The organism is Paenibacillus chondroitinus NBRC 15376 (genome assembly GCF_004000765.1).
Classification (GTDB): domain Bacteria; phylum Bacillota; class Bacilli; order Paenibacillales; family NBRC-103111; genus Paenibacillus_E; species Paenibacillus_E chondroitinus.
On record NZ_BILW01000014.1, the window covers coordinates 15,860 to 40,831 of the forward strand.

The 24,972-nt window shown below is 48.9% G+C and carries 25 protein-coding genes; 22 read left to right on the forward strand and 3 right to left on the reverse strand.

All coding sequences use genetic code 11. The features are described from left to right. Window positions 1–53 precede the first annotated feature (53 nt). The 14 genes from PCH02S_RS16855 (at window position 54) to PCH02S_RS16920 (ending at window position 12,187) form a co-directional block, all read left to right on the forward strand. A complete protein-coding gene (locus tag PCH02S_RS16855; protein ID WP_127455043.1) occupies window positions 54–1,409 on the forward strand; it encodes a TrkH family potassium uptake protein in 1,356 nt (451 codons plus the stop codon). A 53-nt stretch (window positions 1,410–1,462) separates the two neighbouring features. Then, window positions 1,463–1,975, forward strand: coding sequence for a hypothetical protein (locus tag PCH02S_RS16860; RefSeq protein WP_127455045.1), 513 nt, complete (start codon window positions 1,463–1,465; stop codon window positions 1,973–1,975). Continuing rightward, a complete protein-coding gene (locus PCH02S_RS16865) occupies window positions 1,956–2,468 on the forward strand; it encodes a hypothetical protein (protein WP_127455047.1) in 513 nt (170 codons plus the stop codon). The genes PCH02S_RS16860 and PCH02S_RS16865 overlap by 20 nt, the downstream gene beginning before the upstream one ends. A gap of 176 nt (window positions 2,469–2,644) precedes the next feature. Then, a complete protein-coding gene (locus tag PCH02S_RS16870; RefSeq protein WP_127455049.1) occupies window positions 2,645–3,847 on the forward strand; it encodes an MFS transporter in 1,203 nt (400 codons plus the stop codon). 565 nt (window positions 3,848–4,412) lie between these two features. Further along, window positions 4,413–4,844: a GNAT family N-acetyltransferase gene (locus PCH02S_RS16875; RefSeq protein WP_127455051.1), complete on the forward strand. Its 432-nt coding sequence runs from the start codon at window positions 4,413–4,415 to the stop codon at window positions 4,842–4,844. A 142-nt stretch (window positions 4,845–4,986) separates the two neighbouring features. Then, complete coding sequence (locus PCH02S_RS16880) at window positions 4,987–5,541, forward strand: DUF402 domain-containing protein (RefSeq protein ID WP_127455053.1); 555 nt, start codon at window positions 4,987–4,989, stop codon at window positions 5,539–5,541. After that, window positions 5,542–6,147 carry a signal peptidase I gene (gene lepB, locus PCH02S_RS16885; RefSeq protein WP_127455055.1) on the forward strand — a complete coding sequence of 202 codons (606 nt, stop codon included), beginning with the start codon at window positions 5,542–5,544 and terminating at the stop codon, window positions 6,145–6,147. It abuts the gene before it with no gap. 47 nt (window positions 6,148–6,194) lie between these two features. Next, on the forward strand, window positions 6,195–7,388 hold the full coding sequence (gene queG, locus PCH02S_RS16890) for a tRNA epoxyqueuosine(34) reductase QueG (RefSeq protein ID WP_407670091.1): 1,194 nt from the start codon (window positions 6,195–6,197) through the stop codon (window positions 7,386–7,388). Further along, window positions 7,385–7,948 (forward strand): methylated-DNA--[protein]-cysteine S-methyltransferase, encoded by a 564-nt coding sequence (locus tag PCH02S_RS36715; protein ID WP_127455059.1) that lies wholly within the window; start codon window positions 7,385–7,387, stop codon window positions 7,946–7,948. Before queG ends, PCH02S_RS36715 begins: the two co-directional genes overlap by 4 nt. Before the next feature lie 15 nt (window positions 7,949–7,963). Further along, window positions 7,964–8,995, forward strand: a complete 1,032-nt coding sequence (locus PCH02S_RS16900; protein WP_127455061.1) for an HD-GYP domain-containing protein — start codon at window positions 7,964–7,966, stop codon at window positions 8,993–8,995. A gap of 90 nt (window positions 8,996–9,085) precedes the next feature. Continuing rightward, window positions 9,086–9,295, forward strand: coding sequence for a YneF family protein (locus PCH02S_RS16905; protein WP_127455063.1), 210 nt, complete (start codon window positions 9,086–9,088; stop codon window positions 9,293–9,295). Window positions 9,296–9,428: 133 nt separating this feature from the next. Then, window positions 9,429–10,007: a TetR/AcrR family transcriptional regulator gene (locus PCH02S_RS16910; protein WP_127455064.1), complete on the forward strand. Its 579-nt coding sequence runs from the start codon at window positions 9,429–9,431 to the stop codon at window positions 10,005–10,007. Between the two features lie 9 nt (window positions 10,008–10,016). Then, a complete protein-coding gene (gene folE / locus PCH02S_RS16915; protein ID WP_394358179.1) occupies window positions 10,017–10,625 on the forward strand; it encodes a GTP cyclohydrolase I FolE in 609 nt (202 codons plus the stop codon). 242 nt (window positions 10,626–10,867) lie between these two features. Further along, window positions 10,868–12,187, forward strand: coding sequence for a deoxyguanosinetriphosphate triphosphohydrolase family protein (locus tag PCH02S_RS16920; protein ID WP_127455068.1), 1,320 nt, complete (start codon window positions 10,868–10,870; stop codon window positions 12,185–12,187). Window positions 12,188–12,247: 60 nt separating this feature from the next. Here the strand turns inward: PCH02S_RS16920 and PCH02S_RS16925 are convergent, their stop codons facing one another. Continuing rightward, window positions 12,248–13,246 carry an alpha/beta hydrolase gene (locus tag PCH02S_RS16925; RefSeq protein WP_127455070.1) on the reverse strand — a complete coding sequence of 333 codons (999 nt, stop codon included), beginning with the start codon at window positions 13,244–13,246 and terminating at the stop codon, window positions 12,248–12,250. Between the two features lie 310 nt (window positions 13,247–13,556). Here PCH02S_RS16925 and PCH02S_RS16930 point away from each other — a divergent pair, with 310 nt between their 5' ends. After that, window positions 13,557–14,300 carry an IclR family transcriptional regulator gene (locus PCH02S_RS16930; protein WP_127455072.1) on the forward strand — a complete coding sequence of 248 codons (744 nt, stop codon included), beginning with the start codon at window positions 13,557–13,559 and terminating at the stop codon, window positions 14,298–14,300. 90 nt (window positions 14,301–14,390) lie between these two features. Beyond that, window positions 14,391–15,287: a cation diffusion facilitator family transporter gene (locus PCH02S_RS16935; protein WP_127455074.1), complete on the forward strand. Its 897-nt coding sequence runs from the start codon at window positions 14,391–14,393 to the stop codon at window positions 15,285–15,287. A gap of 76 nt (window positions 15,288–15,363) precedes the next feature. Here the strand turns inward: PCH02S_RS16935 and sleB are convergent, their stop codons facing one another. Next, window positions 15,364–16,026: a spore cortex-lytic enzyme gene (sleB, locus tag PCH02S_RS16940; protein ID WP_127455076.1), complete on the reverse strand. Its 663-nt coding sequence runs from the start codon at window positions 16,024–16,026 to the stop codon at window positions 15,364–15,366. 196 nt (window positions 16,027–16,222) lie between these two features. Further along, window positions 16,223–18,940, reverse strand: a complete 2,718-nt coding sequence (acnA, locus tag PCH02S_RS16945; protein ID WP_127455078.1) for an aconitate hydratase AcnA — start codon at window positions 18,938–18,940, stop codon at window positions 16,223–16,225. A 333-nt stretch (window positions 18,941–19,273) separates the two neighbouring features. Between acnA and PCH02S_RS16950 the strand changes: the two genes are divergently transcribed. The 6 genes from PCH02S_RS16950 to fabI all read left to right on the forward strand — a co-directional run bounded on the left by PCH02S_RS16950 (window position 19,274) and on the right by fabI (window position 24,771). Continuing rightward, window positions 19,274–20,293 carry an amidase domain-containing protein gene (locus tag PCH02S_RS16950; RefSeq protein ID WP_127455080.1) on the forward strand — a complete coding sequence of 340 codons (1,020 nt, stop codon included), beginning with the start codon at window positions 19,274–19,276 and terminating at the stop codon, window positions 20,291–20,293. A gap of 44 nt (window positions 20,294–20,337) precedes the next feature. Then, window positions 20,338–21,483, forward strand: coding sequence for a D-alanine--D-alanine ligase (locus tag PCH02S_RS16955; RefSeq protein WP_127455082.1), 1,146 nt, complete (start codon window positions 20,338–20,340; stop codon window positions 21,481–21,483). A gap of 6 nt (window positions 21,484–21,489) precedes the next feature. Then, complete coding sequence (locus tag PCH02S_RS16960; protein WP_127455084.1) at window positions 21,490–21,807, forward strand: hypothetical protein; 318 nt, start codon at window positions 21,490–21,492, stop codon at window positions 21,805–21,807. 760 nt (window positions 21,808–22,567) lie between these two features. After that, window positions 22,568–22,858 (forward strand): hypothetical protein, encoded by a 291-nt coding sequence (locus PCH02S_RS16965; protein WP_127455086.1) that lies wholly within the window; start codon window positions 22,568–22,570, stop codon window positions 22,856–22,858. An 84-nt stretch (window positions 22,859–22,942) separates the two neighbouring features. Then, on the forward strand, window positions 22,943–23,899 hold the full coding sequence (gene uvsE / locus PCH02S_RS16970; RefSeq protein WP_127455088.1) for a UV DNA damage repair endonuclease UvsE: 957 nt from the start codon (window positions 22,943–22,945) through the stop codon (window positions 23,897–23,899). A gap of 101 nt (window positions 23,900–24,000) precedes the next feature. After that, entirely contained in the window at window positions 24,001–24,771 is a 771-nt protein-coding gene (fabI, locus tag PCH02S_RS16975) for an enoyl-ACP reductase FabI (RefSeq protein ID WP_127455090.1), read from the forward strand. The last annotated feature ends 201 nt before the right edge of the window (window positions 24,772–24,972 follow it).

Below are 24,972 nucleotides of genomic sequence, written 5' to 3' on the forward strand. Positions count from 1 at the left end.
TTATACAATTGTCGCAAGCTCATTATAGGTATGGGGGTATGGGGTTGCTCGCAATGATACATAATTCGAAAAAAAGATTTCGCTTAAGTCCTCCCCAGGTGCTGGCTATCGGGTTTATTTTGATCATTATCTCGGGATCGATCTTGCTGTCTTTGCCCGTTTCCGTAGCGGGGGAGGGCCAAATGACATGGACCGATGCCCTATTTATGGCGACCTCCGCCACTTGCGTAACAGGGTTGTCCGTGATTAACACAGGCGAGCATTTATCAACCTTTGGGGAAATTGTACTTATTTTTCTTGTCCAAATCGGCGGTCTTGGTTTCATGACCATGTCCACACTTATTGCCCTCGTTCTGCGGCGGCGCATCTCCTTCCAGGAGCGTCTTATCCTGCAGGAGGCGATGAATCATGAGTCTACGGAAGGAATCGTTCGGCTTGTTCGAAAAGTCTTGATTTACGCGCTCTACATTGAGCTGGCCGGCGCCGTGTTATACGCGATTCGTTGGTCGTTTGAGATGCCTATCGGCCAAGCCGTATACTTTGGCATATTTCACAGCATCTCGATATTCAACAACGCCGGGTTCGATCTATTCGGCAGCATGCCTGATCGGCCGGGAAGTTTGATGCATTATGTCGAAGATCCCTTCGTGAACATCGTCTCTATGCTTCTAGTCATTTTAGGTGGAATCGGGTTTATCGTGATTTCCGATTTGCTAACGTATCCTAAGAATAAAAAGCTTACCCTGCACAGCAAGGTGGTGCTCAGCGCTTCTGCGGCGCTCATCTTCATCGGGGCTCTCGTCATTCTTATCTTCGAGTTCACGAATACGCATACGCTGCAGCCGCTCTCCGCGACGGGCAAGCTGCTCAGCTCGCTGCTGCAGTCCGTTTCATCGCGTTCAGCAGGCATTAACACCATCGATATTCCATCGATGCGGCAGGCGACGCAGTTCTTTATCATTATCATGATGTTTATCGGGGCTTCGCCCGGTTCCTCCGGAGGGGGCATCAAGGTGACGACCTTCGTCATCCTTGTCGGTGCCGTGATCGCCATGATGCGGGGCCAAGAGGAAATCGTGCTGTTCCGCCGCCGCATTTCAAAAGATCGGATTTATAAGGCGATTACGTTCACGCTGCTTTCTTTTTCATTGATTGTCATTGCCACCATTGTTCTGACCATAACAGAGAGCTATCCGTTTCTTGGCGTATTGTTTGAGGTCACATCAGCATATGCCACAGCAGGAATGTCGATGGGATTAACTTCACAGCTGACGGAATTCGGCAAAGTATTTCTTGTTATACTGATGTTCATTGGGCGGCTTGGACCCGTTACACTCGCTTACATTTTGATTCCGCTGCCGGAGAAAGAACATTTCCGCTACCCGGAAGGAAAGATCACGATAGGATAGCTTATTGCATACGGAGCCTTCAACGGGGAATAGTAAGGTAAAACTTTTCCCGATTGGAGGTTTTTTCTATCCTGTTTTTATTAAATGTTTGCACGACCTTGATTGCTGTTGGCGCAGTGGTTTCCTTGGGCAAAATGCCAAAGCTGTTTGACCGTTTCGAAAAATGGGTGTACTACATGGTCATCTTAATTGCGATTGAACAGCTGCATTCCGCGATTGTAGATAATTTCAAATTGATACAATTTGCAGAGTCGTTTTGGGCCTTTTACTTTTATAAGCTCAATCAAATCTTTATTTTCCCGATTGGCACCCTGTGGCTGCTCGTTCCTATTTTTCAAGCGAATACACGGTTTCTGATCAAAATCCTCTATATAGGCATCTGGTTTTCAGCCTTAACCGGTTCTTATCACTTATTCCAGTTTTTTGGTATTCTGACCTTAACGGGGTGGAATCTCGGTTATTCTATGGTCATCTGGTATACCGCTTTGCTTGAGTTAACCTGTTTCTGCCTAGTTTTCAGAAAAATGCTTGGAAAGTGTGATGGCCATGATCCTCTACCCACCTGAACACTTTGATATCAATGAGTGGTTTACCTTGATCTCACTCGCTGTCACCGTAACCATCGCTTTTCTGCTGCCCAAACGTTTCTCTCCTGTTGCGATTACCGTGTATACCGTGTTCACCGTTTTTATCTCACAGTCGGTTGATTCATTGATTGCCGTCAAACCTTTCGATATGTACGACGTCAGTGATAGTTCCAAGTATGAGGTGATGGACATTGTCATTTATTATTTTAACTATCCTCCGTATACCTACATCTTTTTGTATTTTTATGATAAATGGAAATTAAAAGGCATAGTCCGAATCCTTTATGTGGGCTTATTTTCGGGGATATCCGTGTTTTTTGAATGGATAGCCTGCCTTTGTCACGTTTTTACGTTTAATGGATGGAAGCTGTGGTACTCACCATTTGTTTATCTTGTCGTGTTTACGCTGTACATCATTGTCCATCATGCGACAGAGAAGGTATTGAGAGGATATGCAGCAAGGAGCCACTGAAAATATACTGCCTGATGGTGTCTAAACCGTCAGGCTTTTTTGCGTTCTTGATTTAAAAATTCTAATATCGGGAGAAAGATGATAAAATAAGGTTATCGTTTCGCGGTTATCGGGAGAGAGAAGGAGAAATGAACGAGCACTTACGTGCAGAAAGAAGCATTAGGAGGGGAAATGACATGGAATTTTCTTGGAAGCGAAATCTGGTTACATTATGGATCGGCGTTTTTTTCTGCGGGATGGCCTACACCATATCGGTTCCATTCTTGCCGATATTCCTGCACACGGAGCTCGGGATTGATAAAGGGCTCGAAGCATGGTCGGGTATCACATTTGGCATTACTTTTCTAGCCAGCGCTTTAATTGCACCCTACTGGGGATCGCTTGCTGACAAATATGGTCGCAAACCGATGCTCATTCGTTCAGGGTTCAGTTTAAGCGTTCTTTATTTTGCGACGTTTTTCGTACATGATCCGTACCTGTTCTTAGTTGTACGCATCCTGCAGGGGCTGCTTGCCGGCTTCGTTCCGGCGTCCATTGCGCTGGTTGCCACGAACACGCCGGAGAAAGAAGTCGGTTACGCCCTCGGCGTCATGTCTACCGCAGGAGCCGCAGGAAGCGTGATAGGCCCGCTGGTTGGCGGATTTGTCAGCCATTGGGTAGGGAACAGGGAGTCCTTTCTGGTCTCCGGCTGTGTCGTTTTGGTGGCGGCTTTCATCGGCCTATTCGGAGCCAAGGAAAAAAACTTCAACCGCTCCGCCGAGCGTTCCAGCGTCTGGGATGACTTGAAATCGGCTGCGCACAACCGATCCTTCATGATGATCCTTGGCGTCACCATGCTGGTGGCTACCTCGGTCATGATCGTTGAGCCGCTGCTTACCATCTATGTGCTCCAAATGGGGGGCACCCAAAGCTCAGCGTCGCTAAGCTCAGGCATCATCTTCTCAGCGGTTGGCGTAGCCACTGTCATAGCCGCGCCTCGATGGGGCAAGCTTGGGCAAAAGATCAGCTACTCCAAAACGCTGTTCATCGGGCTGTTAGGCGGAGGCATAGGCAATCTGCTGCAGCTGGGCACTCATCATTTGCTGGCGTTCGGCATATTGAGGTTTAGCTACGGGCTGTTCTTCGCCGCCGTCTATCCGGCGTTAAATGCTTTGATTGTGAAATTTACGGATCCCGGCTTTCGGGGCAGGGCCTTCAGCCTGAACCAATCCGCTACACAGCTTGGGACGATGAGCGGTCCGATCATCGGCGGCTTCTTGGGCGGCTGGATCGGAATTCCTCTTGTTTTTGCCATCAATGGGCTTGCCCTGATTGGTGTGGCATTTTTCTACAAATATCGCGGTCCGCAAGCAGTTGTTAAAGAGTCGCAAGCTACTTAGCAGCTAACATCAATGCCTGACGGAATTTCATCCGTCAGGTTTTTATTTGTTGCGGCTGGCAAGTGAAGAAGGGAACTAGAGTTCGCTATTTCTTTGCAAAGCTGCAATTTCCGTCTGTAGGGGGAACTACGGTCCGCTAATTTGTGAGTTCAAGCGAAAAACAACGCATCGAGACTGCATAAGACCCTGTAGTTCCGCTCGTAGGGGGAAAGAGCCCGTTTTCCTCCGAATAGAGGACGCCAGTTCCTGCAGTTAGGCCTTAACGGAATTCTCTCCAGTGGAAAGTGGCTGTATGGCGAATAGCGCGCGATGGAATATTGTCGAGCGTGAAACGGAAAGTCTCCGCACTGTGCAAGGTCTGTCAACCCAGCAACAAGTGAATGCTTAACGCGCAATTTGTTGAAAACGCTTGCATTTAAGCGCTTTCAAGAGGTTTTTAGAAAAAAACAAAGATTTTTGTGAATTTTAACACATTTTCAGCAGGATTCCGTCCTTTTTTGTCGTATTTACTAAATTACCATAAAATTAATCCTAGAAAATGAATAGGGGATTGGGAGAGAACCGTATGCATGTTCGTTCATTTCAGCTTGGTGATACGTCTTCGGTGACATCACTTTTACAGGATGTTTTGTCGGAAATTTGCTATGAGGAAACGATGGAAGCATTTGCTCGTCAACTTTCTTGGGATACGGAGCTTGTGCTGGTTGCACAAGAAGAATCAGAAATCGTGGGCGTGATTATTGGCACCATCGATAACAACAATGGCTATTACTATCGAATTGCAGTTGCCACAGAGTATCAGCGTAAAGGTATCGGAAAAGCTTTGATCGAAGCGATGAAAATGAGGTTCCTCCAACGGAACGTGAACAAAATTATGGTAACGGTGGACGTCCATAATGAAGTCGTACTCCCTGTGTATGAGTCGGCGGGTTATAGTACATCTGATTTTTCCCGTGCTGCGCATCGTTTGAGCATTGTGAAGAAAGTCAGCGTGTAGTCACGGCAGTGACGAGAGTGAAATTGAACAGATTTGAAGCTAGAGAAGCATATCTGTGCCGCCATTGCATTTGGGGGTCAGATATGCTTTTCTATATATTAGGGGAACTTATCGGCAGCTATCAATAGAGGAGCTTTGAGACATGGATAATTTCGCGCCGTATGTGATAAAAAGCTTCAAACATGACGGACATTTACACCGGATGTGGCTCACGAATTGGCGAGTGCCGCCGCACGTCATGCATGCCGACCATCTCCAGCAAGACATGATGGTGTTTATTAACAGCCAGACGAAGATTCAGGAAGCTGACGGGAAGGAATGGATCAGCCGTATTCCAGGCGTTTCTTTTTTTATTCCCAAGCAATGGTTTAATATTGTTGCCCTTATTGAAGATACGGGAGTCAGATATTACTGCAACGTAGCGTCTCCTATGTATGTGACGGGGCAAGTGCTTACTTATATCGACTACGACCTTGATGTCATTCGAATGCCGGATCGTTCCGTGCATATCGTAGATGAAGATGAATATGAACGTCATAAACTGAATTATCACTATTCAACACTTGTTGAGTCAAAAGTGAAGGATGGGCTTGCCGCCATTTTGGAACTGGCAAGTACGGACAAGCCGCCATTTCAAGATGACTTGGTCATGCATTATTACGAGCAGTGGGAAAAGCAAAAGAACGGAGGAGCATGAATGAGCTTCTTTGTAGGCCGTAATGAATCCAATCAAGCAGCTTCACAGTCCAGGAATGTCAAACAGACAGAGGTAAAGAGCCTTACCCATGAGCTGTGGGATTGGACGAAATCCATCCTCGTAGCTCTTCTTGTCGTTATTCTTGTGCATCAATTCGGATTTAACTTGTCCACGGTTCGGGGACATTCGATGGATCCAACGCTGCAAGAGGGAGAATGGCTGTTTGTGAACAAGGCGATTACGTACTTCAAATCGCCTAAACGCGGTGAAATCGTCATCCTGAAGGAGACGGAGGAGTATGCCTTTACCCACCATCCTTTTTTGGTGAAAAGGGTGGTAGCCGTTGGCGGCGACGAGGTGAAAGGCCGAGGCGGCGCTTTGTATGTGAACGGCGAGAAAGTCGACGAGCCGTATACCGACTCGCCCATCGAGGACGGCGATTTCGGCCCGATGCAGATCGGGGAGGGCCGCGTCTTCGTGATGGGCGATAACCGCCATGCGGCGGCGAGTGCGGACAGCCGCAGGTTCGGGGAAGTTCCGGCCAGCCTGATTCAAGGCCGGGCCGAGTATGTGCTGTGGCCATTCTCAATGGCCGCAGACCTGTAAGGTAAATACGAACAGATGAAAGAGGTGAGGGTGTTTTGGCGGTTTCCATCGTCGCAGCGTCAGAGACAGAGATTAGAAAACTACAACAAGAGATCGTGGAAGCCGCGACGTCCCTCGGTATAGATAAGATCGGCTTCACGTCAGCTGAGCCGTTCACAGAACTGAAAGACATCCTTCTGCGTCACCGGGAGAAGGGGTTCGAATCCGGCTTCGAGGAGCCGGATATCGAGAAGCGGGTGCATCCCGAGCTGAGCTTCGACGCGCCGCGGTCGATCATCTCCATCGCGGTCGCGTACCCGTCGAAGCTGGCCAACCCGCCCCGATCCGAGCCAGGGGCGTATCGGGGGATCATTTCGCGCTCCTCCTGGGGGAGCGACTACCATGATGTGCTTCGCGACCGGCTCGCGAAGCTGGAGGCTTTCATCGCGGAGCGCATGCCGGATGCGCGATTGCAAAGCATGGTCGACACCGGCGTGCTGGTCGACCGCGCTGTTGCGCAGCGGGCCGGCATCGGCTGGTCCGGTAAGAACTGCGCCGTCATTACGCCGGAATGGGGCTCATGGGTCTATTTGGGCGAAATCATCACCAATATTCCGTTCCGTCCTGATACGCCGATAATGGACCAATGCGGCGACTGCACGATTTGTATCGACGCTTGTCCCACAGGGGCGCTCGTTGGCCCGGGACAGCTCAATTCATCGCGCTGTATCTCCTTCATCACCCAAACGAAGGGATATGTCGCGGATGAGTACAAGCTTAAGATCGGCAACCGGCTCTACGGCTGTGATACGTGCCAGATCGTCTGCCCGAAGAACAAGGGGATGAACTGGACGCATCATCCGGAGTTCGAGCCTGACCCTGAGAAGGTCAAGCCGCTTCTGATTCCCTTGCTCACCATGACGAACAAGGACTTCAAAGAGCAATACGGACGCATCGCGGCGTCCTGGAGGGGCAAAAAGCCCATCCAGCGCAACGCGATCATCGCGCTGGGCAACTTCAGGGACAGCTCCGCTGTGCCTGTGCTTACGGAGCTGCTGCACAAGGATCCGCGGCCTGAGATTAGGGCAACGGCTGCATGGGCGTTGGGGCGTATAGGCGGCGAAGATGCCGCAACAGCTCTGGACAAAGCCCAAGGGACCGAGCAGGAACCAGCTGTGCTGCAAGATATTGAGAAGGCGATGACGGCCATCCGGCAAGCGAATCATGCAAGCTCGCAGACAGGGGAGAAGAATCCGACATGACATATAATCAGCAATCCGCTGCGAACAAATTGATCTATACGGAAGTGGCTACGCCTATAGGCGCGCTTGTTCTCATTACAAGCCCGAAAGGGCTTTGCCGTGTTGCTTTCGGCACTATGAGCCAGAATCAAGATGACCTGCAAGAGTGGGTCACCCGTTGGTTTGGCAAGGGGACGGAGTTCCGGGAGGATGTAGGAACACTTGCGCCAATCGTGCAACAGCTGGAGGAGTATTTTAGAGGAGAGCGGCTAAGGTTTGATGGGGAATTGGATTTGCAGGGTACGGACTTTCAGAAAAAAGTTTGGACCGCTCTGCTTGATGTCCCATACGGAGAGACAGCTTCCTATAAGCACATTGCCGAGGCGATTCAATCACCGAAAGCCGTAAGAGCAGTAGGCGGCGCAAATAATAAAAATCCGATTCCCGTAATCATTCCCTGTCATCGCATCATTGGTGTAAGCGGCGGCTTGGTGGGGTATGCCGGGGGTCTCGACATGAAAATACATTTACTTGATTTGGAACGCGAAGAACGCCCCCATATGAATCCAAAGAATAACTAACCGTGGAGTGATCCTATGAAATATGTACATTTGGATTCCGTTGAGTCGGGTCAATATTTAGGCCGTACGATATTTGCCAGCAACGGTTCGATTTTGCTTTCGGAAGGCGTGCAGTTAACGGTTTTCATGATCAATACGCTCAATCGAATCGGTGTTACGATGATTTACATCAAGGATCCGAACCTGGAAGATGTGGAGATTCCCGAAATCATTTCGGAAGAAACGAAACGTATCGTGATGCAGCAAATGGGACAAACCTTCGCTGCGCTCCGATCAGGCAAGGAATTCAACTCCCGCGCTATGAGCATTTCGATCAACACTTTGCTCGATGAGGTGATGAAGAATCGGGATGTGCTCGTCCAACTGACCGACATTCGGACCAAGGATAACGAGATGTACGTCCATGCGACCAACGTCTGCATGATGGCGGTGCTTGTAGGCATTAATATGGGATTCAATGAGAGCCAATTGAAAGAGCTTGCCACCGGCGCCCTTCTGCATGACGTGGGGAAAATTGAGCTGACCTGTGACGATGAGTCGTCTGACAGCAGGAGGCATCATACATGGCGCGGCTTTGAGCTTTTGAAAACAAAGCGCGAACTCAGCTTGCTCATTGCCCATGTCGCCTTCCAACATCATGAAGCATTAGACGGCCAGGGCATTCCAAGAGGTTTAACCAGCGACGACATCCATATTTATGCCAAAATTACAGCTGTCGCGAATATGTACGATAACTTGCTCTTCGATACTTCCATGGGACGCCGGATGCTGCCCTACGAGGCATGCGAGCATATGATGGCGTTGGCTGGAACAAAGCTGGATCGAGAGGTTTTGATTCATTTTCTGAAAACTGTTTCGATCTATCCGACCGGGGCTTCGGTCCGTCTATCGAATCGCGAGACCGGCGTTGTTGTCGGCCAGCATCGCGGATTGCCGACCCGTCCGATTGTCAGAATCGTCAAGCAGGATCAGATGGACAGAGAACTGGAAATTAAGGAAATCGATTTGGCCAAACATACCACCGTTTTTATTGAACAAGTTCTATGAATTATGGCCAAGTCATTTGTAAAGCGATGAGTAGAAATGGTATGATAAGGCAAGCAATCTAACCAATCAATACTTGCAGGGGGCAACGTTATGTGGAGTTATCTTATTCCTATTCTGACTTTGATTGTGGGCTTAGTCGGCGGATTTTTTATCGGTGTGTTTTACTTGAAAAAGCAGTTGGAATCCATGCAAAATAATCCCGAGATGCTGGCCAAAATGGCGAAGCAAATGGGCTACAACATGAATAAACAGCAGTTAAACAAAGCGCAGCAAATGATGAAAAACCAAAAGTGGAAATAATAGTGGGGTTCGCGACCCCTTCAAAGGGCTTTGCTGTCTAACCGTACAATCGGAGGACAGCAGGAGCCCTTCGTGTTATAGTCAGGTTTTGTAAATTTAGGACATACCAGTACGATTCAGAGGTGGCTAGTCGATGGCAAGCAACAAAGACCGCATTCTGGAAGCTGCGATGGATCTATTTCATGATCATGGCTACCAAGGAACGGGACTAGAGGACATTTTGTCGAGCAGCGGGGTATGTAAAAGCAATTTTTATTATCATTTTAAAAGCAAAGAAGAACTGGGCTTAAAGGTCATTGAGCGCAAGGTAGACGAAATGCGGCAATCCGTGTTGGAGCCAAGTCTGGGGAATACTAAACTATCGCCAAAGCAGCGTGTGCTGGAATTGTTTGAACGCATGCTAAGCTTCTGTGATGAGAACGAGTGCCGCAAGGGATGTTTTTTCGGGAATTTGGCGTTAGAGCTTAGCGATTGCTCAGAGGAGCTGCGTAAGCCGCTCAGCCGCTTTTTCAGCGAGATGGAGACAGAGATTGAGGCTTGTCTGAAAGAAGGCCGGAAACAAGGCGAGCTATCGCTGCAGGGGCTAACCCCAGTCGAGCTTGCTGCACCTATCGTCTCTCTTTGGCAGGGCGGCATGCTGCTTACCAAAACGCATAAGGACAGCAGGGCTATGAGAGATGGAATCAAGGTTTTGACAGTCTGCATGGGTTAAAGGATATGAATGAGGAGAGTGGAGCAGTTGGCATCCGTTGAATACAGAAATACGAGAGTAGCTGAGAATCGCGAGCTGATTGAGAAGCATGTGCGTGAAATTTTGCGATTGATCGGGGAAGATGTGGACCGCGAAGGTTTGCTGGACACACCTGCACGCGTAACGCGCATGTATGAAGAAATTTTTTCGGGCTACGACGCGGACCCGCGGGACGTGCTCGGTGTAACCTTTGATGAGCAGCATGAGGAATTGGTGATCATCAAAGATATCATCTATTACAGCCAATGCGAGCATCATATGGCGCCGTTTTTCGGCAAAGTGCACGTTGGCTATCTGCCGAGCGGTAAAGTCGCGGGGTTAAGCAAATTTGCCCGTTTAGTCGATGTCATCACCCGCAAATTGCAGGTGCAGGAGAGAATAACGTCCGAAATCGCCGACATTCTCGATGAAGTGCTGAAGCCGCACGGCGTGATGGTCGTTGTGGAAGGTGAGCATATGTGCATGTGCTCCAGAGGGGTCAAGAAGTACGGCAGCGAGACGATCACATCAGCGGTGCGCGGATCTTTCCGTACGGATTCAACGCTGCGTTCTGAATTTTTATCATTGATCAATAGGTAATATCGTGAGTAAAGGGGTGTGCATAAAGACAAATGTCTTGTGCAGCATCCCTTTTTTATGGAGAATTTGGCAGCATGACTTGTTGCCGAATAGATGAATATAGTATTCTTTTATAAATAAATGGCCCCAGGGTGACTAGCGTACATGCTATAGCATAAACTGATCATAGCAAGTATACGAATCGCTAGGTGTACAATTCCGGGGGTTGGCAAGAGCACGAGAGCACCAGAGGGGGCAAGCAGATGAAAAACATACGAAAATTTCGGCCCGGAGAGGCCGCTTCCTCTAAAGTGAGTGAAGAACGGGATGAATTTGAGCGGGATTACGCAAGGCTGATCCAATCACCGACCTTTCGGCGGCTGCAGGGCAAGTCGCAGGTGTTCGGGGCCGGTTCAGGCGATTATTACCGAACGCGGCTGACCCATTCGCTGGAGGTTGCCCAAATCGCCAGAGAAGTGGCGAAACGTCTGGAACGGACGAACCCTTTTCTGCAAAAAAGAGAGCATCCGGGTCTCATCATTGACCCTACCGTTGTGGAGTGTGCATCGATTGCGCACGATTTCGGCCACCCGCCTTTTGGTCACAAAGGGGAAGAGGTGCTGAACCACATTCTGCTGAAGGATCATGGTTTGAAATACGAGGGCAATGCCCAGAACTTCCGAATCCTGATGTTTCTTGAAAAAAGGGCGGGCAGTGAAAGCGGTCTGGATCTTACCGCGGCTGTGCTGCTTGGCATTAATAAGTATCCTTTCCTGCTGGAGGAAGAAGGCCGGCTCAAGGGGGTATACGCCTCCGAGTGGGAGATTATCCGGGAGCTGCGGAGAGAATGGAATATGCCGGAAGGCTGCTCCACGTTGGAAGCGCAATTGATGGATTTATGCGACGATATCGCGTACTCTACGCATGATATTGAAGACGGCATTCGGGCTGGCAAAATCCAGATGAACGCTACGTTTTTTGAGAATCAACGTTTGATCCGCCATTTGGTAATGGAAATTTTGAATGATCCCAATAAACACAAATTCGGCTGGGAGCACGTCGACATCGAGCAAATGGTCAAGAAGGTGCTGACCGACTATCTCGAGCAGTGGCAGCAGATTTTCGTCGAATGCAACCGCGAAGAATCGCGTACGCGCAGAGAGATGAAAGCACGCTGGGTGAGCTCTTTTGCCAGTCGTTTGGACATTTTGGACGATCCTGAACGAGGCTGGAAAAAGGTTGCGCTCGTCAAAGACGGAGCGGAGGATATGAATCTCCTGCGGACCATGGAGATCTTGAAGAAGCTGGCGTGGGTCACGCTGATCAAGGATTTCCGGGTGCTGCGCCTCCAGAAGCGCAGCGAGATCATCGTCGAGCGGCTGTGGGAAAGCTTTATCGATCAAGACAGGGGAATGTGGATCATTCCACCCGATTGGATCGATAGCTATGAGCGCCGGAAGGGTAACTGGAGCTGGCCGCGGTTCGTCGCGGACTATATATCCGGCATGACCGACGCATACGCGGAGAAGGTGTATGCAGAGCTGTTCGCGAGCAAGTCCGGCTCGATTTATGAGATGGACTAGGCGCAAAAAAATATCGACCCCGCAAGGGGTCGATTTTATAGGGAGGAGGGAATACCAGCGTCAGTTAACAGCTGCTACAGTTTCTTTCGGCGTCAGGCCATTAAGAAAGCTGAGAGAAGTGCGCACATACTTTTTGGGCTCTGCGCGGTATAACAATTCATGCTGGGCTTTGGGGATAATCCAAAGTTTGGATTGCGCGTTGTCTTGCACCTTGAAAATGTCCTCTACCATTTCATATGGAGCTTTGGAATCTTCCGTTCCATGAATGAAATAAATAGGCATGGAATAAGCGGTTGAAGTGACCTTTTTATAAGGAACCTCATGCAAGCTTACCCCGTTCAATAGAGGGAAAAATAAGCGGACGAGCGGTAGAGACGGGAATTTCGGAACATTCACAACTTGCTTCATATTGTGATAGAGCGTATCCGGATTCAGCATGAACGTGCTGTCCAGAATCATCCCTGAGATATCCTTACCATTCTGGAGAGCGGCTTGAAGCGCCGTTCCAGCACCCATTGAGAAGCCCCAGATATAAATAGGACCATTGGATAAATGCTTAACATAGTTAATCGCTCCCAGCAGCTCCTGTGACTCCTGAATACCACCGGTCATGATGCGTTCATTGCCTGGTTGAACATAGCCATAATCGAACATCAGCACATTGTAATTCTGCAAATGCAGCTCACGGGCTAAATTATAGAGTGGAACCCACAATTCTTCGCGATTACCGCCATAGCCGTGCGAGAAGATCACGGTTTTGTTGGAAGGAGCGGGAATGAACCAACCGTCTAAATTCGAAGTTCCGTTCAGACTTGGGAACGTAATGCTGCTGTAGGGAAGACCAACGGCTCTCATGGGATCCGAATGAAGCGGATCAATATGCGGCCGTGCCAGCGTCCATGCAATATAGGCGTGAAAAGCCAGCAACAGCGAGGTACATAACGTCAGGAATGAGATCAGGATGGTGAGAACCAGCCTTTTTTTGCGTAAAAGCGGACGGGTAACGACCTGTTCGAGCGTAGGTTGAATTGAGCCTGGGGATAGTGATGTTGATGACATCGCAGTACCCTCCCTCCAGAAAAGTAGTGTGTTCAAATGGGCTGCTCTGAGAAGTTATAAGGAGAAAGGAAAAATTATCTAAATTTTCAGATAAGTAATCTATTATCTTAATCTTATTCTGTATGCGCTTACAAGTCAATGAGAGTGCGGGAAATGTAAAGTCACTGTAACCTTTCTGTAACAATTCAAGAAACAGATGTTTGACCTTTACGCAACGTTGGAGTTTGGTTATACTAGATATAACTGGGTTTCATATAGTGAAACTATTTGATGCTTCCGCAGACAGTTGACTATGAAAGTGGTGTTCGTCATGGAAGATAATAAGCTGACGGTGCGAGCTGTAGAGCGTGCTTTGGATATTATGCTCTGTTTTACCGAATCGACCGAATTAACGTTAACAGAAATTGCAAGTCGTGTTGATTTACATAAAAGTACGGTGCATCGGCTGCTTGCTTCTCTGGAAGGCAAGGGTTTTATTATGCGCGATGCCGCCACGGATAAATACAGATTGGGCTACCGGCTGTGGGAGCTGTCTGCGAACCTCTCGCAGGAGGGAGACCCCGGCATCATTTTGCTGCCGGAGATGGAAAGGCTGCGCGATCTCCTCGGCGAGACGATCTCGCTTTACGTGCAGGATGGCCTGGAGCGTATCCGCATCCAAGCCGTGCAGAGCAACCACGCCATTCGCCGTGTGGCCCCTGTGGGGGCGCGAATGCCGCTTTACGTCGGTGCCTCGAGCAAGGTGCTCGTCGCCTTCGCAGAGCCCGCTGTGCAGCAGCAGCTGCTAGCCTCGGCCGACTGGCCGACCGGGCTGGATCAGCAGGCGTTCCTGCAGCAGCTGGGCGACACCAAGCGCGCTGGCTTCGCCACGAGCGTGGAAGAGCGAGAGCCCGGTGCGGCGGCTGTGTCCGCGCCGATTATTGACCGCGGGGGCCGGCTGGTGGCCGCCCTCGCCGTATCAGGCCCAGCGAACAGGCTTACGCTGGAGCTGATGCAAGAGCAGGCGCCGCTCATTATGGAAGCGGCGCGGCGTATGGGCACGATGCTGCGCTAGCGCATCGTCCGTAATCCTCTATCCAAGTACTTGGATAGAGGATTTTTTGCTTCTAGGAAGCCATACTAGAGAGGGAAGGGAGTGGCAAGTATGAAGAACACCAACACCGCCTCGATGCTGGCGATCTGGATTAGTCTTGCCAGCAACATCGTGTTGACCGCCATCAAAATTATCGTTGGCCTTCTTTTCAATAGCCAAGTGCTTATTGCCGATGGCATCCATAATGCCGGGGACGTCATTGCTACGGCGACGGCGTACAGCTCTATGCGTGTTTCGTCTAAGCCCGCTGACGTGGACCATCCTTACGGGCATGGCAAAGCGGAGGTGCTCGGCGCTTTTATCGTTGCGATTATTTTAGCTGGAGCCGCCGTATACATTGGTTATCATTCTATTCATGCCTTATTCGAGCCAGCCGGTGAGGCGCATGTGATTGCTTTTATCGCAGCGGTCATCTCGCTCATCTGGAAGCAAGTTCTTTATGTGTACACGATGCGGGTTGGCCGTAAAATGAACAGCAAGGGATTAATCGCCACCGCCTATGATCATTTGGCGGATGTCTACGCGTCGATTGCCGCTTCTGTCGGGATCGGGCTGGCGCTGCTCGGGGATCATTTCGGCTACGGTTTTCTCGCATATGGGGACCCTGTAGCGGGGATTATCGTCTCCATTCTGGTCTTGAAGCTGGCTTACGAAATGGGGCAAGACTCATTCGGTATTCTTATGGAGCGGAGCGTAAGCTCTACACAGATTGAGCAGTACGCGTCGCTGATCCGTTCCGTACCCGAGATCAAGCGGATTGACCGTTTGAGAGCGCGCGAGCACGGTCACTACATATTAATCGACGCGCGGCTTGGCGTCTCGGGTACATTGACCATCCAAGAAGGCCACGACATTATTCGCGGCATTAAACACAAAATCCAATCTGCTCATAGCGATGTGGACGAAGTACTGGTGCATTTGAATCCTTGGTACAAGGAGTCTACGTAACTTATGAAAAAATGAAAAAACACCTTTCATCTGCGGCTCCGATTCGAAGCGGCCAAATGAGAGGTGTTTTTCATTTTTACTTGGCAAAAATATGATTGCCGATCTGAACCGTCTGCGGACGTGACCAGATCCATTTGCTTGTCGCTGTCTTTGGATTGAAGTAGTAGAGCGCACCACCGGTTGGATCCCAGCCGCGTACAGCATCCTGTGCAGCTTTGTATGCCGTGCTGTCCGGCGTCAACCAGTATTGCCCGTCATCTACGGCCGTAAAAGCGCCAGATTCAAAAACAATCCCTTCGATTGTATTCGGAAACTCACTTGAATTCAGACGATTCATAACGACCGCTCCAACTGCGACTTGTCCTTCATAGGACTCACCGCGAGCCTCGCTGTAGATCACTTTCGCCAGCATATCAAGATCCGTTTGATTAACCGAATACTTACGTAAGCTCTGCCATGTATTAGCACCAACAATACCATCAATCGTTAAGCCATAATTATATTGAAAATTACGTACAGCTGCGGCGGTAACAGGACCGTACACGCCATCTAGCGGCTGTTGGTAATAGCCTAACATTTTAAGACGGAATTGAGCATCCCAGACGTCTCCGTTCTCACTGCCTGGTTGCAACGTTTCAGCCGTTGCGGCTGCTGTTGGATGGCTCCATTCGCTTACTGAAAAACCTAGACCAATCGAAGCGATCAGCATGACTAGGACGAGCCTTTTTAATGAGTTCATCTTCATCTCCCCTTTCGCTGTTACCCATTATAGGTGGGCAGGATAGGGGGCTCAACCCGCAGTTATTACCAATGTAAGTCAATCACTTGCGGCTCTAAGGATACAGCCGTCTCCAAAAATGCAAAAAATCCGAGAATGCCATAAGGCAATCCCGGATTTTTTAGTTGTGTGTGTAGTGCTTTTCTTGATGGTTATCTTAGTTTTTCTCAGCCAAAATTTGGCGAAGAACGGTTTGCAGGATACCGCCGTTACGGTAGTAATCCACATCAACCAAGCTGTCCAGACGAACAAGTGCGCTGAACTCGAAAGTTGTACCATCTTCACGAGTTGCTGTCACTTTTACTGTTGAACCCGGTTGAACATCATTGCTCAAACCTGTGATATCGAATGTTTCACGACCTGTGATACCGAGAGTTTTCCAGCTTGCTCCTTCAAGGAATTGAAGTGGAAGAACGCCCATACCTACAAGGTTGCTGCGGTGAATACGCTCGAAGCTTTCCGCGATAACGGCTTTAACGCCAAGTAGGAATGTACCTTTAGCCGCCCAGTCACGGGAGCTTCCAGTTCCGTACTCTTTACCTGCGATAACGACAAGGTTTTGTCCTGCAGCTTGATATTTCATGGATGCATCGTAGATGGACTCTACTTCGCCAGTTGGCAGGTAAGTGGTTACGCCGCCTTCTGTTCCTGGTGCCACTTGGTTACGAATACGGATGTTCGCGAACGTACCGCGCATCATCACTTCGTGGTTACCACGACGGGAACCGTAGGAGTTGAAGTCTTCTCTTTTTACACCATGATTGATCAGGTATTGGCCTCCAGGGCTGTCAACTTTGATGTTACCTGCAGGGGAGATGTGATCCGTTGTAACGGAATCGCCCATGAGTGCCAAAGTTTTCGCGCTGCGGATATCCGCGATATCGTCAAGAACTGTACCCAGATCAGTGAAGAACGGAGGCTCTTGAATGTATGTGGAATTCGTGTCGAATTCGTACAGATCGCCTTCTGGAATCGCGATTTCGTTGAAACGCTCATTCGCACGGAATACGTTGCTGTATTTGTCGCGGAACATGTCAGGGCTCATTGCTACGCCAAGAGCTTCTTGAATCTCTTGGTTTGTAGGCCAGATGTCTTTGAGGTAAACAGGTTGATTGCTTTGGTCGTATCCGATTGGATCGTTAGCCAAATCAATGTTTACTGTACCTGCAAGGGCATAAGCAACAACAAGTGGAGGTGATCCAAGGTAGTTAGCTTTTACTTGAGCATGCACGCGGCCTTCAAAGTTACGGTTACCGGAGATAACGGCAGCTACTGTCATATCGTTGTCAGCTACTGCTTTGCTCACTTCTTCAGGAAGCGGACCGGAGTTACCGATACAAGTTGCACAGCCGTAACCTGCAACGTGGAAACCAAGTGCTTCCAGGGACTCAAGCAAGCCAGCTTTTTTGAGGTACTCAGTAACAACCAGGGAACCTGGCGTCAAGGAGCTCTTCACGAATGCCGGTTTTCTCAAACCGCGAGCTACGGCTTTCTTAGCCACAAGACCCGCACCTAGCATAACGCTTGGGTTGGATGTATTTGTACAGGAAGTGATCGCTGCGATTACAACGGAACCCGTTCCCATTTTAACTGTCTCGCCATTCGGATAGACAACATCAACTTCTTCGTTGATTTTCTCTTCCGTCAGACCGTATCCGCCTTTGTCGATCGGCGTACGGATGATGGAGTTGAAGGACTCTTTCATGTTCGTAAGCTCAACGCGGTCTTGCGGACGTTTAGGACCAGCCAAGCTTGGTACTACGGATCCAAGATCAAGTTCGATAACATCTGTGAATACTGGATCTGGTGTGGAATCCGTACGGAACATGCCTTGTGCTTTATAGTAAGCTTCTACAAGCGCGATTTGATCTTCTTCACGGCCAGTTGCTCTCAAGTAGTTCAATGTTTCGCTATCTACTGGGAAGAAACCGATTGTTGCGCCGTACTCAGGAGCCATGTTCGCAACTGTTGCGCGGTCAGCCAAGGAGATGTTGCTCAGACCAGGACCGAAGAACTCAACGAATTTACCAACAACGCCTTTTTTACGCAACATTTGTGTAACTGTTAGAGCCAAGTCAGTAGCTGTAGCGCCTTCTGCCAAGTGGCCTGTCAATTTGAAACCAACAACGTCTGGAGCTACGAAGTAAAGAGGTTGTCCAAGCATACCAGCTTCCGCTTCGATACCGCCGACGCCCCAACCTACAACGCCAAGACCGTTGATCATTGTTGTATGGGAGTCAGTACCTACGAGGGAATCCGGATAAACAACCGTTTCGCCATCGACTGTTTTTGTAGCTGCAACAGAAGCAAGGTACTCCAAGTTAACTTGGTGAACGATACCTGTTGAAGGCGGAACGGCACGGAAGTTATCAAATGCTGTTTGTGCCCAACGAAGGAAACGGTAACGCTCTTCGTTTCTTTCGAATTCTAAGTTAATGTTCATGTCAAGCGCATCCGGGGAACCGAAAGCGTCAACCATGACAGAGTGGTCGATTACAAGGTCTACAGGAACAAGCGGGTTGATCCGTTTAGGATCTCCACCTTCACGAGCCATTGTCGCACGCATTGCCGCAAGGTCAACGACGACAGGTACGCCTGTGAAGTCCTGAAGAACGATACGAGCAGGAATGAAAGGAATTTCTTTGTTGTCGTCACGGCCTTCAGCCCAGCCGGCGATTTGTTTTACGTGTTCGCTTGTGATTGCACGGCCGTCAAATTGACGGATAGCTGCTTCAAGCAAAACGCGAATGGAAACAGGAAGGTTGCTAACTGTACCGTGACCTTGGTTTTCGAAGTCAGGCAAGCTGTAGTATTGGAACGAATTCGTTCCGACAGTTAACTGCTTACGCACAGAAAAAGTGTCCTTGTTGGACATGGATAATTCCTCCTTTAATATCTTCATCCATTGGTTTCATCTAATGAAACTCAATTTCATTAATCCCCTAACTCAAGTATAGCGTTTCGCTGTGTTTGAGTAAAGATTTATTTCAATCATTTTTACCATCCAAATGTCATATATTGAATCAATTCAAAGCAAATCGGGCTCGTCCTATGATGACTGTTATTTTGCCGCAAACATGTGCTTTCCATAAATAAAAGTTTCAATAAAGCTTGAACCCGGTAAGCGACGGCGCAGCCAATTCGCACACAATTCCAACACAACTCACACACAACTTTCCTGCCAAAACTTTTTAGGAGGGTAACCCCGATGTCCTGGAAAACAGCGCTCTACAATTACGTCCATGCTAAAAATCAGTCAGAGCTCGAAGGCTCCGCAGCACCGCTCCAAGCCTACTTGTCAGACAGCGCTTATGTACGTAAGCAGGAGGTCAGGGTTCGCAGGCTCCTGGAAAGTTTTCGCGATCGCGATGCCAAGCTGGTGCGAGGGGAAACGAAGCTGCGCCTTACCGGCGTTAGAGAATCGGCGCATGGCGTTATTGCGGATATCGTGTTGCACCGGTTTATCCATTATCGCATCGGTTCCATCGACCACATGGAAGAGCGCATTGAGCCGGAGCGAGTTGTGATTGACAGCGCAGCGGATCGTTGGCAGGTCAGAAGTACAGAGTCCCTTCAGGGAGAACAATCGCTTCCGAACAAGCCGCGGAGCGTCTTTTTCTCTGAGCAGGCGGATTTTGTGGAAGGCCTTCGCAGAGCACCGTCACTGCCGTATATCAACCATAGTATACTCAACAGCGGAGCCCAGGAATTCGTTCCGCGCAAAATCATTTATAACCGCGACAAAGCCGTCCAATATGCGGAAACGTGGTGGCAGACGCCGAACCCGAAATATGAGCAATTCGAAGTGGATTGCACCAATTATGTGTCTCAATGCCTCTTTGCAGGTGGGGCTCCAATGGACTATACTGGGAAAAGGGATTTGGGTTGGTGGTACGCTGGCAAAAGGGGCAACCAAGAGTTATGGAGCTTCAGTTGGGCGGTTGCCAATAGCCTGCAATCTTTTTTGGCGCATAGCCGCAAAGGGCTGCACGGGCATGAGGTTCATGACCCGCGCGAACTGCAGCCTGGCGACACGATCTGCTATGATTGGGACGGCGATGGCCGGTTTCAGCATAATGTTATTGTGACGGGCAAAGATGCGAATGGCATGCCACTTGTCAATGCACACACGTATAATAGCCGCAATCGTTATTGGGCTTATAAAGATTCGCCAGCATGGACGGAGCGGACGAAATACTTCTTCGTTCGGATTGCAGATGAAATGTGAACGTAATATTTTGAAGGAATAGAACGACTAGACGGAGGTACGCAATGAGCGGCAAAATAAGAGTTGGACTAATTTATGGGGGGAAATCGGGGGAACATGACGTTTCTTTGCAAACTGCAATGGCCGTTATGAAAGCCGTAGACTTTACCAAATATGAAGTGGTACCGTTTTACATTTCCAAAAAAGGGGAGTGGAAAAGCGGCGCACCTCTCTTGGCACCCGTTGCATCGAAAGAGGAATTGACCTTCAGCAGCGGAGACTCCGCGAATGCACCTGTTTCTAATGCTCTGGCACCTATTTTCGGGGCTGTTCACGCGAAAGGCGATGTAGCGATCTCTTCCGCCGCGGCAGCTGGAACGAAGGAAGCGAACATAGATGTTGTTTTCCCGCTTTTACACGGTACATTTGGTGAGGACGGCACGATTCAGGGTTTATTGGAAATGGCGAATATTCCTTACGTAGGAGCAGGTGTGCTTGCTTCCGCCGTCGGTATGGATAAAGTCATGATGAAGAAAATTTTTGCGCAAGAAGGACTTCCGCAGTGTATTTTCCGCCATTTCACGCGGACAGAGTGGGAGAAGAACCGCGCGTATCACCTCATTGAACTGGAAACTGCAATTGGTTATCCTTGCTTCGTGAAACCGGCTAATTTGGGTTCCAGCGTCGGTATCTCCAAAGCGAGAAATCAAGAGGAGTTACTTCAGGCGGTTAGTTTCGCCTTCCAATACGATCGCAAAGTCATTATTGAAGAAAATATTGATGCCCGCGAGATTGAAGTTGCTGTTCTTGGGAATGATGAACCTCAAGCGTCAGTTGTCGGTGAAATAGTATCCTCGAACGAATTTTACGACTACAAAGCCAAATATGTCGACGGTAAATCCGCGATGGTCATCCCGGCAGAGATTCCGGCCGAAACAGCTGAGCAAGTTAGACAGCTGGCCGTTCAGGCTTTCTTGGCTGTTGATGGCAGCGGCTTATCCCGCGTTGACTTTTTCCTAGGCAAAGCTGATCAAAAGATCTATATCAACGAAATCAATACGATGCCAGGCTTCACGCCTTACAGCATGTATCCGCTGTTGTGGCAGGAATCCGGCAAACCTTATACCGAATTGCTGGATGATCTCATTCGTCTGGCGGTTGAGCGGCATACAGCGAAGCAAAGTATCCAATATTCTTTTGATGTGGAGTAGATGCTAATGGGATTCCAAACGGAGTTTAACTCGGTCTGTAAGTTCAAATCCGCGCAGGAGCTCTTCGAGCTGCTGGAGTACGGCCGCGGCAAAATGGTGAAAAGCGGCTTCCGCGTGTTCCCGACAGGGCAGAAGGTCATTGCCTACACGCCTGATAATCAAGCGATTGCCATCGTCAAAATCCTTGCTTCGATCGCGGAAATCAATTTCCAAGGCGAAGAAGTAACGCAAGTGGAGATGGAGCTCGTTCGTCGGTTGACGGAGGAAGAGGCGCAGGTACAGACGAAGCTTGCTCATGAGATGTTTTTTGGTGAGCATGCTTAGTTGGCGGTAGAGGGATAGGGAGAGAAAGAGGAAGAGAAAGAGGAAGAGGAAGAGGAAGAGGAAGGCATCGTCCGTTAGGGACGGTGTCTTTTTTTGATTGGAGGCTCCTCGGCCTCCTTGGCGCCATGGCGATCTTGATTGCACTTTGTGCAATATGAGAGCGGATTATTGCTAGCAATCGCTCCCTTCGTTGAACAAAGTGCAAACATTTTGGCGTCCCTCAGCCTTCCTGGCGTCATGGCGTGCTTCATTGCACTTTGTGCAATATGAAAGCGCATTATTGCTAGCTATCGCTCCCTTCGTTGCACAAAGTACACTCATTTTGGTGCTTGCTGCCCGAAAATAGCAGTTTGCAAGCCCTAATGTTGCACAGAGTACAATATAGGAAATGTGATCCTTATGTTGCATAAAGTACAACGAGGCCACCTGAAACGTCGAAAAAACTACGCTAACATGTGTCCAATGCGCCAAAGTCTGCGTTAACGTTGTAAAACAAGCTTAAGATTCGTCGGAAGGGCCGAAAACCGTTCGCGACGAGCTGAAACGTCGAAAAGCAATACTAACATGAACGGGAACGCCGGCCTTGGGCGATACAACGATAGATAAGCGTGCTTTACATCGATACAAGGAGCAATTTTCCGGAGGAACCCACCGCAAGGTTTCCCTCACAGGTAGGTACTATAAGAAATTAGTACTTATCCTCCCATACAGCCAGAGCTACAATTAAAGCAGTAGACTTCACAGCAAGGGGATGAACAGGATGAAATTTACCGCCTACTGGCTTTTTAATATCGTGCTCGGCATACCGACGCCGTATGTGCTTATTTATATGATTTTCGGCTTCTACGGATTCATGGCTCCTTCTTCAACCGAACAAAAGTACATGGCGGCAGGGGTGCTGCTCCTGTATCTGCTTGTATGGCTGTTTGGCAATTTGCTAACTTTGCGAAAAGAGGACCGCGCCACTAAGCTCGGCATGCTTGCGCTAAGTCCGTTACCTATAGCCATTACGGCTTTTTGCTGTTTTAAAATCATTGCTGCACTTTCCTAGCAGCGTTTTAATGAATGTGGCTACTGGAAAAAGGGTAACCTAACACAGGATTTTTACCTGAACTTTTTTGGGGGTTACATGTGCATGATTATTCGCCTTGGGTATGTGGCGATGTCGACGGTTGTCAAAAATGCTTCACCGTCTAAAACAATGACAGTCACGAACTTCAGCAAACTGCTGGATCGGGAGGCTGCCATCCGGAAGCTGGAACGCTTAGGTGCGGAAAACCTGCATAATACATTAAGATTGCTCCGTCATAACCGGGCTCACGATATCATGGTGTTCCGTTTCTCTTCCAGATTCATCCCCCTTATCGGGCATGAAATGTTAGAGGACTGGGACCCGATCCCGACGCTGTCGGCGGAATTCGAGGAGCTAGGCGCCTATGCGAAGCAATCGGGCATGCGCGTGAGCTTTCACCCAGACCACTTCACGGTCCTGAGCACTCCCAAAGAGGATGTCCTGCAGAAATCCATCCTGGATCTGGAGCGGCATAACGCGATGCTGAATGCGATGGGGCTTGGCCCAGAGGCCATGTGCAACATTCATGTAGGCGGTTCGTATGGGGATAAAAAGAAAGCGGCTAAGCGATTTATTAAGAACTTTTCCACGCTGCGCCCCGAAATTCAAAGGCGGATTACCTTGGAGAACGACGATAAAACATTCAATGCGCTGGAGACATTGGAAATTGCTGAAACAGTAGGAGCGCCAATGGTTCTGGATGTTCACCATCATGCCGTGAACAACGAGGGCGAAGATGTCACCGAATTGTGGCCGCGTATACAACAAACATGGACAAATGGACTCCCGCCGAAGATACACGTCTCAAGCCCCAAAAGCGAGACGGATCCAAGAAGCCATGCCGATTATGTGGAAGCAGGGCCGCTTCTTGTTTTTCTGCGCGCGATTGCACCTGTTACCCCAAGGCTCGATATCATGATTGAAGCGAAGATGAAGGATGAAGCGCTATTTCGTCTTATGGAAGATTTTAAACTCGAGGAAGGAATCGTTGTGCTCGATCAAGCCTCGATCCAGCTGTAATGCTTCAGATTTATTTCTTGAATTGTTTGGCAAAATGGGGTACTTTTGAGATTGGGTATGAATGACGTTTAATCCAATGTTGAGAGGGGTTTTTCACGGCCATGAGTCAACTGTTAACAGGAAAAAATATACTTGTCATGGGTGTTGCCAATGATCGCAGCATCGCATGGGCGATCGCTCAATCTTTAGCGGCACAAGGAGCAAATTTGGTCTTTACGTTCGAAAATGAGCGTGTTGAGGAACGCGTGCGCAAGCTTGCTGATACGATTCCAGGTTCAACGCTTATGCCTTGTAACGTAACGGTAGACGCTGAAATTGATACGCTGGCTGATACGCTTAAAGCGAAGTTCGGTGTCGTTCATGGCCTTGTACATAGTATTGCTTTTGCAAGAACGGAAGAATTGGACGGACTGTTCGTTGACACATCGCGTGATGGTTTTGCCTTAGCGCATGACATCAGCGCATACTCGCTTGTTGCCGTTTCCAAACGCATTTATCCGCTGATGACAGAAGGCGGCAGCATCATGACAATGACCTACCTTGGCGCTGAGCGCGCAATGAAAAACTACAACGTTATGGGCGTTGCCAAAGCGGCATTGGAAGCTTCCGTTCGCTATCTGGCGGCTGACCTCGGTCAATTTGGCATTCGCGTGAACGGTATTTCCGCTGGTCCGATTCGTACCTTGGCTGCCAAAGGCATCAAAGATTTCAACTCGATCCTGCGTCAAGTAGAAGAGAAAGCTCCTCTGCGCAAAACGACGGAAACAGCAGAAGTTGGCGATACGGCGATGTTCTTGATGAGCAACCTGTCCCGAGGCATCACGGGTGAAGTTATTTATGTTGACGGTGGTTACCACATCGTTGGTATTTAAGCCATTATAATGTCTAATGATAATCAAGAAACCGTATTGCCTACGCGGCAGTATGGTTTTTTTATTTGTAAAATGTCTGAAAATCTCCTTTTTTTATTAATAAATGTATAAATGTACGAATATTTTGGGATGAAACGCACTAGTATTTAAAACGTATAATTTACTATACTTAACTTACTTCTAAATCTAAATAAATAAAAA

Coding starts and splice junctions, on each gene's coding strand:
- PCH02S_RS16855 (WP_127455043.1), top strand. CDS start 54: ATGATACATAATTCGAAAAAAAGATTTCGCTTAAGTCCTCCCCAGGTG.
- PCH02S_RS16865 (WP_127455047.1), top strand. CDS start 1,956: ATGATCCTCTACCCACCTGAACACTTTGATATCAATGAGTGGTTTACC.
- PCH02S_RS16870 (WP_127455049.1), top strand. CDS start 2,645: ATGGAATTTTCTTGGAAGCGAAATCTGGTTACATTATGGATCGGCGTT.
- PCH02S_RS16875 (WP_127455051.1), top strand. CDS start 4,413: ATGCATGTTCGTTCATTTCAGCTTGGTGATACGTCTTCGGTGACATCA.
- PCH02S_RS16880 (WP_127455053.1), top strand. CDS start 4,987: ATGGATAATTTCGCGCCGTATGTGATAAAAAGCTTCAAACATGACGGA.
- lepB (WP_127455055.1), top strand. CDS start 5,542: ATGAGCTTCTTTGTAGGCCGTAATGAATCCAATCAAGCAGCTTCACAG.
- PCH02S_RS36715 (WP_127455059.1), top strand. CDS start 7,385: ATGACATATAATCAGCAATCCGCTGCGAACAAATTGATCTATACGGAA.
- PCH02S_RS16900 (WP_127455061.1), top strand. CDS start 7,964: ATGAAATATGTACATTTGGATTCCGTTGAGTCGGGTCAATATTTAGGC.
- PCH02S_RS16905 (WP_127455063.1), top strand. CDS start 9,086: ATGTGGAGTTATCTTATTCCTATTCTGACTTTGATTGTGGGCTTAGTC.
- PCH02S_RS16910 (WP_127455064.1), top strand. CDS start 9,429: ATGGCAAGCAACAAAGACCGCATTCTGGAAGCTGCGATGGATCTATTT.
- folE (WP_394358179.1), top strand. CDS start 10,017: ATGAGGAGAGTGGAGCAGTTGGCATCCGTTGAATACAGAAATACGAGA.
- PCH02S_RS16920 (WP_127455068.1), top strand. CDS start 10,868: ATGAAAAACATACGAAAATTTCGGCCCGGAGAGGCCGCTTCCTCTAAA.
- PCH02S_RS16925 (WP_127455070.1), bottom strand. CDS start 13,246: ATGTCATCAACATCACTATCCCCAGGCTCAATTCAACCTACGCTCGAA.
- PCH02S_RS16930 (WP_127455072.1), top strand. CDS start 13,557: ATGGAAGATAATAAGCTGACGGTGCGAGCTGTAGAGCGTGCTTTGGAT.
- PCH02S_RS16935 (WP_127455074.1), top strand. CDS start 14,391: ATGAAGAACACCAACACCGCCTCGATGCTGGCGATCTGGATTAGTCTT.
- sleB (WP_127455076.1), bottom strand. CDS start 16,026: ATGAACTCATTAAAAAGGCTCGTCCTAGTCATGCTGATCGCTTCGATT.
- acnA (WP_127455078.1), bottom strand. CDS start 18,940: ATGTCCAACAAGGACACTTTTTCTGTGCGTAAGCAGTTAACTGTCGGA.
- PCH02S_RS16950 (WP_127455080.1), top strand. CDS start 19,274: ATGTCCTGGAAAACAGCGCTCTACAATTACGTCCATGCTAAAAATCAG.
- PCH02S_RS16955 (WP_127455082.1), top strand. CDS start 20,338: ATGAGCGGCAAAATAAGAGTTGGACTAATTTATGGGGGGAAATCGGGG.
- PCH02S_RS16960 (WP_127455084.1), top strand. CDS start 21,490: ATGGGATTCCAAACGGAGTTTAACTCGGTCTGTAAGTTCAAATCCGCG.
- PCH02S_RS16965 (WP_127455086.1), top strand. CDS start 22,568: ATGAAATTTACCGCCTACTGGCTTTTTAATATCGTGCTCGGCATACCG.
- uvsE (WP_127455088.1), top strand. CDS start 22,943: ATGATTATTCGCCTTGGGTATGTGGCGATGTCGACGGTTGTCAAAAAT.
- fabI (WP_127455090.1), top strand. CDS start 24,001: ATGAGTCAACTGTTAACAGGAAAAAATATACTTGTCATGGGTGTTGCC.